General features: G+C 72.2%; 16 protein-coding genes. 9 read left to right on the forward strand and 7 right to left on the reverse strand.

Annotation, left to right across the window (positions count from 1 at the left end):
• From VM840_07995 to VM840_08005, 3 genes are all read right to left on the reverse strand, one after another.
• Positions 1–1,126, reverse strand: a 1,126-nt coding sequence (locus VM840_07995) for a serine hydrolase domain-containing protein (GenBank protein ID HVL81516.1), incomplete at its 3' end; no start/stop codon positions are given.
• Positions 1,119–2,531, reverse strand: a complete 1,413-nt coding sequence (locus VM840_08000) for a serine hydrolase domain-containing protein (protein ID HVL81517.1) — start codon at positions 2,529–2,531, stop codon at positions 1,119–1,121. The genes VM840_08000 and VM840_07995, both read right to left, overlap by 8 nt.
• Positions 2,532–2,540: 9 nt before the next feature.
• Complete coding sequence (locus VM840_08005; GenBank protein HVL81518.1) at positions 2,541–3,893, reverse strand: serine hydrolase domain-containing protein; 1,353 nt, start codon at positions 3,891–3,893, stop codon at positions 2,541–2,543.
• A gap of 196 nt (positions 3,894–4,089) precedes the next feature.
• On the opposite strand from VM840_08005, the gene VM840_08010 reads away from it, so the two are divergent.
• The 3 genes from VM840_08010 to menC are packed head-to-tail and all read left to right on the forward strand — an operon-like array spanning position 4,090 to position 6,049.
• Positions 4,090–4,371, forward strand: coding sequence for a hypothetical protein (locus tag VM840_08010; GenBank protein HVL81519.1), 282 nt, complete (start codon positions 4,090–4,092; stop codon positions 4,369–4,371).
• A complete protein-coding gene (locus VM840_08015; protein ID HVL81520.1) occupies positions 4,353–4,949 on the forward strand; it encodes a GNAT family N-acetyltransferase in 597 nt (198 codons plus the stop codon). Before VM840_08010 ends, VM840_08015 begins: the two co-directional genes overlap by 19 nt.
• On the forward strand, positions 4,946–6,049 hold the full coding sequence (gene menC, locus VM840_08020; protein ID HVL81521.1) for an o-succinylbenzoate synthase: 1,104 nt from the start codon (positions 4,946–4,948) through the stop codon (positions 6,047–6,049). Before VM840_08015 ends, menC begins: the two co-directional genes overlap by 4 nt.
• Before the next feature lie 7 nt (positions 6,050–6,056).
• On the opposite strand, the gene VM840_08025 is transcribed toward menC, so the two are convergent.
• Entirely contained in the window at positions 6,057–7,712 is a 1,656-nt protein-coding gene (locus tag VM840_08025) for a helix-turn-helix domain-containing protein (GenBank protein HVL81522.1), read from the reverse strand.
• A 43-nt stretch (positions 7,713–7,755) separates the two neighbouring features.
• Between VM840_08025 and VM840_08030 the strand changes: the two genes are divergently transcribed.
• Positions 7,756–8,871, forward strand: coding sequence for a M20 family metallopeptidase (locus VM840_08030; GenBank protein HVL81523.1), 1,116 nt, complete (start codon positions 7,756–7,758; stop codon positions 8,869–8,871).
• Positions 8,872–8,904: 33 nt separating this feature from the next.
• On the opposite strand, the gene VM840_08035 is transcribed toward VM840_08030, so the two are convergent.
• The 3 genes from VM840_08035 to VM840_08045 are packed head-to-tail and all read right to left on the reverse strand — an operon-like array spanning position 8,905 to position 11,139.
• A complete protein-coding gene (locus VM840_08035; protein HVL81524.1) occupies positions 8,905–9,846 on the reverse strand; it encodes an N-acetylmuramoyl-L-alanine amidase in 942 nt (313 codons plus the stop codon).
• A 49-nt stretch (positions 9,847–9,895) separates the two neighbouring features.
• A complete protein-coding gene (locus VM840_08040; GenBank protein ID HVL81525.1) occupies positions 9,896–10,726 on the reverse strand; it encodes an MBL fold metallo-hydrolase in 831 nt (276 codons plus the stop codon).
• A complete protein-coding gene (locus tag VM840_08045) occupies positions 10,723–11,139 on the reverse strand; it encodes a PAS domain-containing protein (GenBank protein ID HVL81526.1) in 417 nt (138 codons plus the stop codon). The genes VM840_08040 and VM840_08045 overlap by 4 nt, the downstream gene beginning before the upstream one ends.
• A gap of 84 nt (positions 11,140–11,223) precedes the next feature.
• Between VM840_08045 and VM840_08050 the strand changes: the two genes are divergently transcribed.
• The 5 genes from VM840_08050 to VM840_08070 form a co-directional block, all read left to right on the forward strand.
• The gene (locus tag VM840_08050) at positions 11,224–11,826 is read left to right on the forward strand and encodes a TetR/AcrR family transcriptional regulator (protein ID HVL81527.1); all 603 of its coding nucleotides are present in this window, start codon (positions 11,224–11,226) and stop codon (positions 11,824–11,826) included.
• The gene (locus VM840_08055) at positions 11,823–12,254 is read left to right on the forward strand and encodes a cyclic nucleotide-binding domain-containing protein (GenBank protein HVL81528.1); all 432 of its coding nucleotides are present in this window, start codon (positions 11,823–11,825) and stop codon (positions 12,252–12,254) included. Before VM840_08050 ends, VM840_08055 begins: the two co-directional genes overlap by 4 nt.
• A complete protein-coding gene (locus tag VM840_08060) occupies positions 12,254–12,676 on the forward strand; it encodes a hypothetical protein (protein HVL81529.1) in 423 nt (140 codons plus the stop codon). The genes VM840_08055 and VM840_08060 overlap by 1 nt, the downstream gene beginning before the upstream one ends.
• A gap of 19 nt (positions 12,677–12,695) precedes the next feature.
• Positions 12,696–13,715: a PDZ domain-containing protein gene (locus VM840_08065; protein ID HVL81530.1), complete on the forward strand. Its 1,020-nt coding sequence runs from the start codon at positions 12,696–12,698 to the stop codon at positions 13,713–13,715.
• On the forward strand, positions 13,712–14,110 hold a 399-nt coding region (locus tag VM840_08070; GenBank protein HVL81531.1), incomplete at its 3' end, for an RDD family protein. The genes VM840_08065 and VM840_08070, both read left to right, overlap by 4 nt.

Below are 14,110 nucleotides of genomic sequence, written 5' to 3' on the forward strand. Positions count from 1 at the left end.
CCGTGCCCTGTTCGGCCTCCCTCATCCGGGCGTCGCGTTCGAACGCCTCGTCGAGCCACGGGCCGGGCTCGAGCGCGAGGATCCGGTCCATCACGTGCTGCAGGAGCGCGAACGGGAGCCCGGACGTGTGCGTGAAGTTGGCGCAGACGACCACCCCGGCTCGGACGGAGGGCAGCACCGCCATCTCCGTCCGGAACCCGTCCATCGCGCCGTTGTGGAAGACCCAGTCCTGGCCCCGGTAGGTGCCGACGACCCAGCCCAGCCCGTACCCGTGGAACCGGATGTGCGGCATGGACGGGTTGTCCAGGGCGGGCCCGGTCCCCATCTGGACCGTGTGCATCTCCCGCAGCGCGCCCGGCGAGATGGCGCCCGATCCGTCCGTCGTGTGGCAGAGGAGCCAGCGGGCCATGTCCTGCGCACAGCTGAGCACCTGACCGGCCGGGGCGATCGGGTCGCTCGGCCGGTACGGCAGCGCGCGGACCTCCCCGTCCACGAGCGCATAGGGACGGGCGAAGTCGTCGGAGGATCTGGCCCGCTCGACCGAGGTGAGGGTGCGGGACATGCCGAGCGGCGCGAAGACACGCTCGTCCATCGACGTCTCCCAGTCGGACCCGGCTACCTGCCCGGCCAGGTACCCCGCGGCCACGTACCCGAGGTTTGAGTACTGGAAGGACTGACGCAGGTCGCGGCTCATCTCGAGGTGCCGGAGCCTGCGGACGAGCTCGGACCGCGGCCAGCCGGGGTTGGCCAGCCACACCCACTCGTGCCGAGGGAGCCCGCTGCGGTGCGACAGCAGGTCCCGGACCGTCACCCGGCTCCCGATCGCCTCGTCGCCGAACGCGAGGTCGGGGATGTACTCGCGGACCGGACGGTCCCATCCCAGCAGGCCCTCGTCGACCAGCGTCCCGACGAGGAACGACGTGAACGCCTTACCCGTGGACCCGTGGTGGAAGAGCGTGTGGGGGGTGACCGGGAGCCCGGCCGCCAGGTCGCGCAGGCCGAACCCCTCGGCGGTCACCACCTCGCCGTCCAGGACGACCGCGAGCTCGAGACCGGGCGCCCGCCAGCGCTCGAGCTCCTTGGCGACGAGCTCCCGTAGCTCGTCCAGGTCGAGCCGGTCAGCCACGCGCCGTGCCCGCCTTCGCCTTCCGCTCCCCGCGGGCCGGGTCGACCTTGCGGTGGATGCGGGCGCCCAGGCGGATCCACTCGACGCGTCCCCCCCGCCCGCGGATGAACTCGACCCGGGTCCCCTTCAGGTAACCGCCCGACGCCACGGCGCAGTCCGGGGCGACCAGGTGCATCGGGATCGGCTTGGGGGCGGGCAGCTTCCGTCCGGACGGGTCCGGCGGCGGCGTCGGCAGCTGCACGACGAGCCCTCCGCTGCGCACGGAGACGTCGAACGTCATCCCGCTCGACTCGATGCGGTAGGTGCCCGCGTAGGCCTCGAGCTCCTCCTGGGGGACCCGGATCCTGGGCGGAGGCTCCGCCTTCACGCCCAGGTGGTCGGCCAGGGCCCGGTTGACGATGTTGCGGTGGACCTCCCCGCCGCGCGTGGAGTTCGTCAGGACGGTCACCGCGAATCCGTGCTCGGGCACCATCACGAACGCCGAGAGCTGGCCGTTGGTCGTGCCGCCGTGGGCGACCAGACGGGCGCCCCCGAGGTCGCGCAACAGCCACGAGATCCCCACGTGGTCGGCGATGTTGCCGGCGGGCGCGTGGGCCTGCTGCATGTACCGCAGGGTGCGCTGGCGCAGGACCCGCTTGCCGTCGGGAGCCCGGCCGTCCCCCATGTGGAACTCCGCCCAGGTCAGCTGGTCCCCCACGTCCGAGATGAGCCCGCCGGCCGGGCCGGAGGACCTCCCGAGCGCCCACGGGTACGCCACGCGGTGACGCTTCCCGTCGGCTATGTGCCCGACCGCCGTCCGTCTGGGGAGGACCTCCTCCGCGAACCAGAAGGAGCTCGTCATCCCCAGCGGGCGGAGCAGGAGCTCGTTGATGACCTCCTCGTACGGTTTCCCCACCACCTCCTCGAGCACCCGGCCGGCGATGTAGAACCCGGAGTTGTTGTAGGACCACACCTCCCCGAGCGGCGTGAGCTGGCGCACCTTGGCCATCGTCGCGACGACCGACGCCAGCGCGTCCTCACCGCGCCCGGAAGCCGGGAAGTGGTCGCCGATCCAGCCTCCCGTGTGGGTGAGCAGGTGCTTCATCGTGACCCGATGCTCCGTCTGCTTGTGCTTGAGCCGCAGGTCGGGCAGGTAGCGCTTCACGGGTACGCCGAGGTCGAGCTCGCCCTGCTCGACGAGCTTCATCACCGCGGTCGCCGTGTACGTCTTCGTGGTCGAACCGATCTGGAAGAGGGTCTGAGGCGTCACGTCGAGCGGGTGGTCGATGTTGGTGACCCCGAACCCGGCGATGTGCCGCTTCCCCTTGTGCAACACGCCGACCGCGACCCCCGGGACCCCCGTCCGCTCGAGCTCCGCGGCCACGAACGTCTCGAGCCCGCGGTCGATCTGCTTGCGCGTCGGCATCCGTCCTCCTCAGACCCTGGGGTGAGCGCGGGCCCCCATGTGCAGGTACCGCGGCGTCCCCTCCTCGAACCCGTAGAAGACGACCGGGGTCGCGTCCGCGGCTCCCTCCCGGCTGATGAGGAAGGTGGTCTCGTCCACCGGCGTGAGCTTCGCCCTCGAGACGGGCTCGGGCACCATCGCGGCGATGGGGCCGCTCAACGTGATCGTCGCGTCCAGGCCGCCGTCACCGGCCTCGAGGTCGACCCGGACCGACAGGCGCTCGAACGATCCCTCGTAGCGGGACAGGTCGAGCCCCAGCGGGGTCTCGGGGCGCACGGGGTAGGGCGGGACCCTGACCCCCGCCAGCTCGGTCAGGATCTCGGAGTACAGCTTCCGGTACACGGCCGCGGCGTCACCGCCGTTCGTGAGCAGGCATACGGCCAGCTGCTCGTCGGGCAGCACCCGCAGGAAGGCGGCCTGCCCGATGGTGTTCCCGTCGTGGCCGTACAGGCGGCGTCCGTCCCAGTCGAACAGGATCCACCCGACCCCCCAGTGGGAGCCGAGCGTGTACGGGTCCGGGACCTCCACCTGGGGCTCCTGCATCGTCCGGACCGACGCCTCGGACAGCAGCCCCCGGCCCCCGTCGAGGTGCAGCCGCGCGAACTCGAGCGCGTCACGGACGGTCGAGTTCACGAGGCCCATCGGACCGCACCCCCGCGGGAGCATCCATACCGGGGCCACCTGCGGGGGCTGGCTCGGTTTGGGGCGCACGTGCCCGACGGCCGTGAGGTGCAGGAGCGCCTCCTCCGGGAGCGTCCCGGTCTGGGTGAGCCCGAGGGGGACGTACAGCCGCTCGCGCATCACCTGGTCCCACACGCTTCCCGTGACGACCTCGATGACGCGGCCGGCCACGGAGTACCCGGTGTTGCAGTAGGACATGGTCGCCCCGAAGGGGTGGGTCTGCTTCAGGTCCGCGCACGTCTGGACGTAGCGCTCGAGGCAGTCGTCGCCCCGTCCGCAGTCGGGGAAGTGGTCTCCGTCGATGCCGCTCGTGTGGGCCAGGAGGTGGCGCAGGGTGACCTTCTCCGTCACGTCCGGATCGGCGACGCGGAAGTCCGGGAGGTAGGTCTTCACCGGCTCGTCGAGGGAGACGAGCCCCTCGTCGGCGAGCATCATCACCACGGTGGCGGTCCACGACTTCGTCATCGACCCGATCTGGAAGACGGTGTCGGTGGTGGCCTCGACCCCCGTGTTGCGGTTGACCACGCCGGCCGCCGCCTGGGTCAGCTGCCCTCGGTGCAGGACCCCGATCGCGGCTCCCGGGACCTCGTGCTCGGCGATCAGCTCGGACAGCCGCTCGCGCAGGGACGACTCGTCAGGCATGTCCACACTCTCCACGCCGCGGCCGTCGGCGTCATCGTCGGGAGCGCCAGCCCGCACCACGGAGGTTGGTGCCGGGGCCCAAAGACTGCGCCGCGGCCGGGGCGCCGAGCGATCATCCGGGTGGACGAACGCGTCCGGGCAGCCTTGTCACCCGCCACGATGACCGGCCTCCGCTCCCGGACGACACTGGCGTCACATGCAGACGATGCCCGACCCGGCCACCCTCCGCGCGCACGCCGCACGCACGCTCGGCACGGCGGAGGCCACCGCCGGGATCAAGATCAAGACCCTGACGGAGCTCGGGGAGCTCCAGGAGCTCGCGCGCCTCTTCTCCGTCATCTGGGCGGCCGAGGAGATGATCTCGAGTGAGCTGCTCCGGGCGCTGGGGCACGCCGGCAACTACGTCGTGGGAGCGTTCACCAACGGCGACATGGTGGGGGCGGGGTCGGGTTCATGGGGATGCACGACCGCAGGGTGATCCTCCACTCCCACATCGTGGGCGTGGCGCCCGAGGTCCAGGGACGCAGCGTCGGCTTCGCCATCAAGCAGCATCAGCGGGCCTGGACGCTCGACCGGGGGATCACCGAGATGCAGTGGACCTTCGACCCCCTCGTCCGCCGCAACGCCTACTTCAACGTGAACAAGCTCGGGGCGATGCCCACCGCCTACTACTCGACCTTCTACGGGGTGATGCACGACGGGGTGAACGCGGGAGACGAGAGCGACCGGATGCTCGTCTCGTGGGACCTCGGCTCCCCGCGGACGATCGAAGCGAGCGACGGGAGGGTCGCGGCCGCGGAAACCGGCGACCTGATGGACCGCGGAGCCGCCGTCTTCCTCGCCGAGCGGGACGGTGGACCGGTGCTGACCGGCGACCAGGCGCCGGTCCTGCTGTGCGCGACGCCGGACGACATCGTGAAGCTGCGGGAGACCGACCTCGAGACCGCCCTCGCCTGGCGCAAGGCCCTGCGCGTGACGCTCGGGACCGCGCTCAGCGAGGGGTACGAGGTGACCGGGTTCACGCGCGACGGGCACTACGTGCTGGAGCGGCTATGAAGGTCAACGGGTTCGAGCTCCGGCGGATCACCCTCCCCCTCGTCTCCCCGTTCCGCACCTCGTTCGGCACCCAGACCTCCCGCGACGTGCTGCTCGTGCGGGCCGACACCCCCGACGCCGAAGGCTGGGGCGAGTGCGTGGCGATGTCGGAGCCGCTGTACTCCTCGGAGTACGTGGAGGGAGCCGAGCACGTGATGCGCCACCACATGATCCCCAGGCTCCTGAGCGTCGACGACCTGACGGCGTCCGACGTAGCGGTGCGCCTGGCTCCCGTGCGCGGCCACCCGATGGCGAAGGCCGCCCTCGAGATGGCCGTCCTCGACGCCGAGCTGAAGGCGCACGGGGTGTCGTTCGCCGCACACCTGGGCGCGGTCCGGACCGAGGTCGACTCGGGCGTGTCCGTGGGGATCATGGATTCGATCGACGCGCTGCTGGCTGCCGTCTCCGGCTACCTCGAGGCCGGGTACATGCGGATAAAGCTGAAGATCGAGCCGGGGTGGGACGTCGAACCGGTCCGGGCGGTCCGCGAGACTTGGCCCGGCGTCCTGCTCCAGGTCGATGCGAACGCCGCCTACACGCTCGCCGACGCGCGCCACCTGGCCCGACTCGACCCCTACGACCTGATCCTCATCGAGCAGCCCCTCCCCGAGGACGAGATGCGGGCGCACGCCGAGCTCGCGCGGGTGGTCCGGACCCCCATCTGCCTGGACGAGTCGATCACCTCGGCGCGCGCGGCCGCCGACGCCATCGCCCTGGGTGCCTGCTCGATCGTGAACATAAAGCCCGGGCGGGTCGGGGGCTACCTGGAGGCGCGGAGGGTGCACGACGTCTGCGCGTCACACGGTCTGCCCGTCTGGTGCGGAGGCATGCTCGAGACGGGGATCGGACGCGCCGCCAACGTGGCCCTCGCCGCGCTGCCGAACTTCACGCTGCCGGGGGACACGTCGGCGTCGGACCGCTACTACCACGCCGACATCACGCCGCCGTTCGAGCTGCGTGAGGGCCGGCTGAGGGTGCCGCGGGGGCCGGGGATCGGGGTGGACGTGCTGCGCGATGCGCTGGACGACGTCACGACGCGCACCGAGTTCGTCGCGCCGTGACGCGCGGTCAGAGCAGCCTGAGCTGGAGCTCGGCCACCAGGCGCTCCTCGGGCTCGTCGAGCGAGAGCCGGGACAGCTCGGCCAGCCTCCGGATCCGGTACCGGAAGGTGTTCGGATGGACCCCTATCCGGGCGGACGCGGCGGGGATGTCGCCGAACGAGTCGAGGTAGGCGCGGAGCGTCGCCACGTAATCGGTTCCGTGCACCCGGTCGTGCTCGACGAGCACGCCCACCTTCCCCAGGCGGAGATGCGGGCGGTCCGAAGCCATGTCCCGGAGCTCGACGAGGATGGTGTGCGGACGCAGGTCCTCTATATCGCCGACCTCGCACGGGTGGCCGGCAGCGAGCACGCGCAGGATCTGGTCGGCCTCCCACCGGGAGTGAGGCACGGACCGCAGGTCGTTCACGGTCGACCCGACCCCGGCCCGGACCCCCACCTTCAAGGTCGTGCGCGCCCGGGTGACCGCCTCGTTGGCCACCCCGACGAGGCGGGTGCGGCCGGTGCTCTCCCCCGACGGCAGCAGCCCGTAGACGGTCCGGCCGATGGTCGCCGCCACCGCGCGACGGTCGAACGCCTCGCTGTAGAGGGAGACGATGTCGGTGAGGCGCTCCGTCCGGACGGCGGTGTCCGCCTCGTCGGCCGAGTCCGACTCGAACGCGACCACCGTGTAGCAGCCGCCGACGGGGAGGGAGAGGCGGGAGGCGACGACGTCGACGGGTCCGCGGCCCTCGAGGATGGAACGCAGCGCGTCTCCCCGCATGCGGCGCTCGATGTCGCGGCCCGTCCGATGGCGGATCAGGTGCAGAGCGGCGATCCTCGACGCCTCCCGCAAGGCCGCCTCGTCCGACGCCGTGAGCGGGCGCGAGCCCTCCTGCACCCATATCGAGCCCAGCACCTCGCCTCCCGCGCGCACGGCGGTGACTATCCGCGGACGCAGCCCCTCGCTCTCCCACCCGTCGAAGCGGACGACCTCGTCGGTGCTCCACATCCGCTCGAACACGCCTGCCTGGCGGATCCGCTTCATCCAGGGCTCGGGGATCCGCCGGCCGAGGATGGTCTGGCGGCGCGGCTCGTCGACGGGTTCGTCGAGGCTCGAGTAGGCCAGGACGCGCGACTGGGGATCCTCGATCGTCACCGGTCCGCCGACCATCGCCGCGACGGCGTTGGCGAGGGCGAACAGGTCCCCGACGGGCACGGCGCCGACCGCCCCGGCAGCGGGCTCGCCGCTCGACGCGATCGACGTCCTGATCAGCGTGTAGAGCTGGTCCCATCGCAGCTCGGGCGGCACCCTCAGCAGCGCCACCCCCGACTCGTTCGCGATCTCGGTCAGCGGTCCGGACGCATGCTCGTCCAGCTTCAACGCCACCGCCGAGGCGCCGCACTCGGCTCCCTCGAGGACGACCGACGTGGCCCGGTCGAGGCCGGGTCCGGCGCCGACCCCGAGCACCAGGTCGTTGGCCGCCACCGGTGTACCGCCCACTGGGTCGTGGATCACGATCTCGGCCACCGGCACGTCCAGCCCGTGGGGGGCGGCCAGGAGCTCCACGACCTCCGGCCCCAGGTTCTCGATGACGCGGGCGAGGGTGGGGGGCGACGGGGCGACGTCGTCCGGACGAGCACCCGTCGAGCGCCTGGACTTGCCTGCGCGGCGTTCCGTCGCCACTGTCTACCTCGTCGACCCGCGAACGAGGACCCATCGTAGTCGGATGCCCGCACCCCTGGACCCGCTCCGATCGCGCACCGGCGAGATGCTGGACGCCCTGCGCCTCCTCGTGGACACCGAGTCGCCCTCGTCGGACCTCCCCTCCCTCCACGCGTGCGCGGAGGTCCTGTGCGAAGTGGGTGAGCGGGTGCTCGGCTCCCGTCCGGACATCGTCGCCTCGGACGGCCGTCCTCACGTCCGGTGGAGCGCGGACGGCGAACCACGCGTCCTCGTGCTCGGACACCTCGACACCGTCTGGCCGTTGGGGACCGTGGACCGGTGGCCGTTCTCGGTGCAGGGCGGCCGCGCGTCCGGACCCGGCGTCTTCGACATGAAGGCGGGCATCGTGCAGGCCCTGTTCGCGATCGCCTCCCTGCAGGACCCTTCCGGCATCCGGATCCTGTTCACCTCGGACGAAGAGGTCGGGGCGCCCACCTCCCGCGGGCTCATCGAGGAGGCGGCGAGGAGCGTGGGAGCCGTCCTCGTCTGCGAGCCCAGCCACCACGGGGCGCTGAAGGTGGCGCGGAAGGGGATCGCCACCTACCGGGTCCGAACGACGGGACGCGCCGCGCACGCCGGGCTCGAGCCGGAGAAGGGGGTGAACGCGCTCGTGGAGCTCGCGCACCAGGCGGTGGCGATAGCCGCACTAGGCCGGGCCGAGGCGGGCACGACCGTCACTCCCACCCTCGCCTCGGCGGGCACGGCGATGAACACGGTGCCTGCCGCCGGCGAGCTCGCCGTCGACGTGCGGGCCTGGACGACGGATGAGATGCGTCGCGTGGACGACGCCGTCCGCAGCGTGACCCCCGTGCTCGTGGGAGCCGAGGTGACGGTCGAGGCGGAGCCGTTCCGGCCCCCGCTCGAGGCGTCGCGTTCGGCCGAGCTGTTCGCGCTCGCGCGCACGGCGGCGGCCGAGCTCGGGATGCCCGAGCTCACGGGAGCCGAGGTCGGCGGGGCGTCCGACGGCAACTTCACCGCCGCCCTCGGCGTGCCGACGCTCGACGGACTCGGAGCGGTCGGGGACGGCGCCCACGCCGAGGGCGAGTGGATCGAGGTGGACTCGATGGCACCGCGCGCGGCGCTGCTCGCGGAGCTCCTCCGCAGGACGCTGCGCGGATAGCCACCGTCGCCGCCGGTCCGCTCCGTTCGGTCCTTACGTCTGTCGCCGTCTCAGCGCTGCCGCGGCGGCGGCGGCCGCCGCGACCCCCACGGCTCCCGCGGCCGCCGGGACCGGACGGGCCGTGTCGGGCGGTCGCGACGGGGGCCGGGCGGCCGGTGGCGCCGGGGAAGGACCCGCCGTCTCGACGGGCGGGTCCGGCGTCGCAGCCGCCTCCTCGGTCCGGGGCGCAGCGGTGGGAGCCGGCGACCGGGGGGCGTCGGTGGCGACGGGAGCCGCGGCTCCCAGACGCTCGGACACCAGCCGGGGGAGCTCGTCGCGGACCAGGCGGTACCCCGCCTCGCCGGGACACGCGGTGACGGACATGTCCCGGTGTCCGGCGATCGTCGCCGCGGTGACGTCGTGTCCGGCGGGCCACCGGCTGGACCCCCGGGACACGAACCGGGTCGTGGCTCCCGGACGGGGGTCTATGGAGTAGCGCGCGGCGAGGTCGGCCAGCAGCCCCACCATCGCGTCGCGCGCCGCCGGGGTGGGCGGGATGGACCCGTGGTCACCGAGGAAGCTGCACAGGATCGCGAACCCCTGGCTCCCACCGGTCGCGTCCCCCTTCATGGGCCTCTCGAGGCTCCCCTGCCGTCCCTCCCACACGACCCCGTACCGGTCGACGAAGAAGTTGTAGGCGACGTCCGGCCAGCCGCGTTCGCCGGTGTGGAAGCGGTAGATCGCGCGGAGCTGTCCGGGGACGTGGTGGGGTGCGTACTCGTTCGTCGTCGCCGTGTGGTGGACCAGCAAAAACCGGACGTCCTCCGGCCGCTCCGCCTCGAGGGGTCCGGTCGGCTCCAGTCCCTCGCTCCACCGGTCGCGCGGCCTGACCCCCGAACCCTCCTGCGCATAGGACCGCGTGCGGGACGCGAGGACCACGGCGGACACCCCGACGATGAACGCACGACGCGAGAGCCCGGATGGAGGGGCGCACATGCGTTCAGCGTATGTCGGTCGCCCCCGCGGCGGACCGGCGCCCCGCTGATCAGACGGCGAGCAGGTCGAAGGTCTCCCGCTCCCGCGCCGGGACGACCCGGTCGGCGGGGATGTCCGAGTAGGCGCGGTCGAGCGCCTCGTCGTCGTGTCCGGGGTCGTGATGGAAGGCGACGAGCATCCGGGCCCGGGCCAGCTCCGCGAACGCGACCGCGTGGGACACGGCGCTATGGCCCCACCCCACGTGACGGGGGTACTCGTCGTCGAAGTACTGGGCGTCGTGGACGAGCAGGTCCACATCGGCGGCGAGCGCGTAGCCGGACGTCCACCTGGCCGCGGACGGGAAGTCCGGGACGCCCAGGGCCGGCTCGTGATCGGGCATGTAGGCCAGGGACCGCCTCCCGTCGGTCAGCCGCAGCCCCAGGGTCGGACCGGGGTGACAGACGAGGTCGGACGTGACCTCGGCTCCCGGTACCTCGAAGGTCCCGATCGGGAGGTCGTGGAGGGTCAGGCGGCTGGGGATGTCCCGCAGGCCGACCGGGAAGAGCGGAGGGGACAGGTAGCGCGACAGCCTCCCCCGCAGGTCGGAGATGGCGGACGCGGGTCCCCATAGGTGCACCTCGAGGCCGGGGCGGAAGAGCGGCTCGAAGAACCCGAGGCCGATGATGTGGTCCATGTGCAGGTGGGTGAGGAGGATGTCCACGCGTTCGAGATCCCGGTCGAGGGCGGCTCCGAGGTCGCGGATGCCCGTCCCGGCGTCGAGCACGATCGTGGACCGTGGGGATGTCCGGACCTCGACGCACGAGGTGTTCCCGCCGTAGCGCGTCGTCCGGGAGCCGGGGGTGGGCAGGGAGCCGCGGGTCCCCCACAGGGTGACCTTCACCCCTCCGCCTCCCAGAAGATGGCCATGGACCCGAGGTGCCGGTCCGCCATCCCGATGAGGGGCAGGGCGGTCACGGACAGCTGACGGCGCCGGCCGTCCATGCCGGTGATCCAGAAGCCGCCGTGGGCGGGGAGCCGGTCGCGGATCGCCTTCACGAGAGGGAGATCGTCGGCCGGGAGCGGGCTGCCCGCCGCATCGGTGGGGAGGAACATCGTCGACCACTCCTCGAGCGGCATCTCGCCGGTCTCGTCGTAGCGGTGTCCGAGCATCTGCTCGGCCGGCTCGTTGTAGAAGAGCAGGTTGCCGGAGATGTCGACTATGAAGATGGGCATGGCGAGTGAGCTCGCCACCTGCCGGAGCAGGATCAGCTCGACCGGGAACTGCTCCCGGGCCCCCGCCTCGTCGCTCGCCACCCTCGAACCGTACCGCCACCGGGTCCGGCGTTCCAGATCGCAACCTACTAGATAGAACGCTCTAGAAAGTGATACGCTATGCGCATGCACGGGACGAAGGAGAGGATCGTGGAGGCCTCGGCGGAGCTCTTCCGCCGGCAGGGCTACACCGGGACGGGACTGAAGCAGATCGTCGCCGCGGCCAACGCACCGTTCGGCTCCCTCTACCACTTCTTCCCCGAGGGCAAGGAGCAGCTGGGAGCCGAGGTGATCAGGGCCTCCGGCCGCATGTACCAGCAGCTCCTGGAGGGGATCGTCGACGCCGCCCCCGATGTCGCATCGGGGGTGCGCGACTGCTTCGTCGGTGCGGCCGCCCTGCTCGAGGAGACCGGCTACGCGGACGCGTGTCCGATCGCCGCGGTCGCCCTCGACGTCGCCAGCACGAACGAGAGGGTCCGGGAGGCGACGGAGGAGGTCTTCCGGGGGTGGATCGAGGCGGGAGCGGACAAGCTCGCCGCCGCGGGGGTCCCGCGGGAGAAGGCGCGCGACCTCTCGATCCAGATGATCGCCGCACTCGAGGGCTCCTTCGTGCTCGCCCGTGCGATGCGGTCGACGGAGCCAGTGCTGAAGGCGGGCGAGGTGGTGGTGGACGCGGTCCGAGCCGCGATCGGCCAGGCCCGGAAGCGCGACCGAGGAGGAGAGCGATGAGGAACATAGATCCCTACACGGCGAGGCTGCGCTCCGTGCCGCTGCTGTCGGGCTCGCCGAGCGAGCTCCGGGAGCTCACCTCGCTCGGCACCGAGGTGGACGTCGCCCAGGGCTACGTCCTGATGAGGGAGGACGACCCGGGCCGGGAGGGGTTCATCGTCCTGTCCGGCCGCGCCTCCGTGGAGGTCGATGGGGTCGAGGTGGCCACGCTCGGCCCGGGACAGATCGTGGGGGAGATGGCGCTCCTGGACCGGCTCCCCCGCTCGGCTACCGTGCGCGCGCAGACACCTATGCGCCTGTTGACCCTGAGCGCCCTGGAGTTCTCGACCCTGCTCGACCGCTGCCCGACCATCCGACGCGGGGTGATGCGGATGGTGGCCGAGCGGCTCAGGCGGGTCCAGGGTCCGGTGGCCGTCCGGTCGGCCTGATGTACAGGCTCCTGGCGCGGGCCCTCGTCCGGCGGGCGATACGCAGCCACCAGGCCGGCGACGTCCGGGGGGTCCTGCGCACGTACGCGCGCGACGTCCACTTCGTCTTCCCGGGCCGCAGCTCCTGGTCGGCCGATCTGCGCGGCAGGCAAGCCGTCGAGCCTTGGCTGCGACGCTTCCACGAAGTGGGTCTGCAGCTGGACGTCGACGAGATCGTGATCGGCGGCTGGCCCTGGCGGACTGTCATCGTGCTGCACTTCACCGACCACCTGAGGGACGCCGACGGCCGGATCGTGTACGAGAACACAGGCGTGATCTACGGGCACGCCCGGTGGGGGATGATCACCTACTACACGGTCTACGAGGACACCCAGAGGGTGGCCGAGCTCGACACCTACCTCATGGGAGCCGGGCGCACCTAGGCGCCGTACACTGCTTCCCGTGGAGGACGGGGGGAGCACCCAGAGCGGCCGGCCGAGCCGCCGCATCCTCTGGGTCGTACGGAGCGTCCTCGTCACCCTGACCCTCCTCACGGCCGGGTTCCTCGTCCCCGTCCCCTACCTGGTCCTGTCCCCCGGACCGACGGAGGTCGTCAGCGACGACTTCACGATCGACGGGGTCCAGACGTACCCGATCCGGGGCGAGTACCTGTCCACCTCGGTCTGGGCGGAGGGGACGAACGCCTTCGGGGCGATCGTCGCGCTCTTCCACCCCGACCGGGCGCTCGAGCCTTTCGACCCCGCCGCCTACGAGGACGTCGAGTCGGAGGGAGCCGCGGACTTCCGCCTCAGCCAGGAGCTCGCGGCCGCGGCCGCCGCCCGCGCGGTGGGGTTGGAGGCGCGCGTGAGCGGGTCGGGGGTGACCGTCCTGTGGGTCGACCCGTACGGCCCGGCCGGGGACGAGCTGACCCCGGGGGACGTGATCGTCGCCGCGGGGGGACGTCCGGTCACCACCGCCCCGGAGCTCGTCGCCGCGCTGTCCTCCTCGAAGGGCAGGGTCGCGCTCGCGGTCATGCGGGACGGACGCCGCACGGGGGTCGAGATCGAGCCGGACACCTACCCCGGAGATCCCGAGCAGCTGCCTCGGATCGGTGCCGAGGTGGCCACGCGCAACGTGACCGTCGATCTCCCGTTCCGGATCCGGTTCCGGCGGACGGGCGAGGATCTCGGACCCTCGGCCGGGCTCGCCTACGCCCTCGCGATCGCGGACGCCCTGCAGCCCGCCGAGCTCGCGGGCGGACGGAGGATCGCGGCGACGGGCGAGATCGACGAACGGGGGGCGGCCCGGCCGGTCGGGGGCGTCGGGTCGAAGGCGGTCTCCGTCGCGAAGGCGCGCGCCCAGCTCTTCGTCGTGCCCGAGATCGTCCGGAGAGAGGCGCAGCGTGAGGGGCTGGACGTTCGAGGGGTCCGGACGTTGGAGGCCGCGCTCGAGCTCCTCCGCACGCTGGGGGGCCCGGCGTGACCCCGGCCTCGTTCGGGCAGCGCGCAGCCGCCTTCGCGCTGGACGTGGTGGTGGTCGCTGTCCTCGGGTTCGTCGTGGGAGGCGCACTCGACCAGGCCTACTGGACGCTGACCCCCCCGCTGCTCCCGACCGACCCGGCCTGGCCCCTGGACTCCCTGATCGGGTTCCTGATGGTGGACCTCCCTGTCATGGCGATCCCCGTCCTGTACTTCGTGCTCGGGTGGTCCGGCACCCGGGGACAGACGCTCGGACAGAGGGCGGTGGGGGTCCGGACGCTCGATGACCGGGACCGGCCGCCTTCCGTCGTCCGCTCGATGTGGCGCCTGATCGCCCGCACCCTCGCGCTCCTCCCGTTCGGGTTGGGCGCGGTCGAGATGATCTGGCACCGGCGGGGC

It is taken from the genome of Actinomycetota bacterium, assembly GCA_035540895.1.
Taxonomy (GTDB): Bacteria; Actinomycetota; JAICYB01; order JAICYB01; family JAICYB01; genus DATLFR01.

Coding starts and splice junctions, on each gene's coding strand:
- VM840_08000 (HVL81517.1), bottom strand. CDS start 2,531: ATGCCGACGCGCAAGCAGATCGACCGCGGGCTCGAGACGTTCGTGGCC.
- VM840_08005 (HVL81518.1), bottom strand. CDS start 3,893: ATGCCTGACGAGTCGTCCCTGCGCGAGCGGCTGTCCGAGCTGATCGCC.
- VM840_08010 (HVL81519.1), top strand. CDS start 4,090: ATGCAGACGATGCCCGACCCGGCCACCCTCCGCGCGCACGCCGCACGC.
- VM840_08015 (HVL81520.1), top strand. CDS start 4,353: ATGCACGACCGCAGGGTGATCCTCCACTCCCACATCGTGGGCGTGGCG.
- menC (HVL81521.1), top strand. CDS start 4,946: ATGAAGGTCAACGGGTTCGAGCTCCGGCGGATCACCCTCCCCCTCGTC.
- VM840_08030 (HVL81523.1), top strand. CDS start 7,756: ATGCCCGCACCCCTGGACCCGCTCCGATCGCGCACCGGCGAGATGCTG.
- VM840_08035 (HVL81524.1), bottom strand. CDS start 9,846: ATGTGCGCCCCTCCATCCGGGCTCTCGCGTCGTGCGTTCATCGTCGGG.
- VM840_08050 (HVL81527.1), top strand. CDS start 11,224: ATGCACGGGACGAAGGAGAGGATCGTGGAGGCCTCGGCGGAGCTCTTC.
- VM840_08055 (HVL81528.1), top strand. CDS start 11,823: ATGAGGAACATAGATCCCTACACGGCGAGGCTGCGCTCCGTGCCGCTG.
- VM840_08060 (HVL81529.1), top strand. CDS start 12,254: ATGTACAGGCTCCTGGCGCGGGCCCTCGTCCGGCGGGCGATACGCAGC.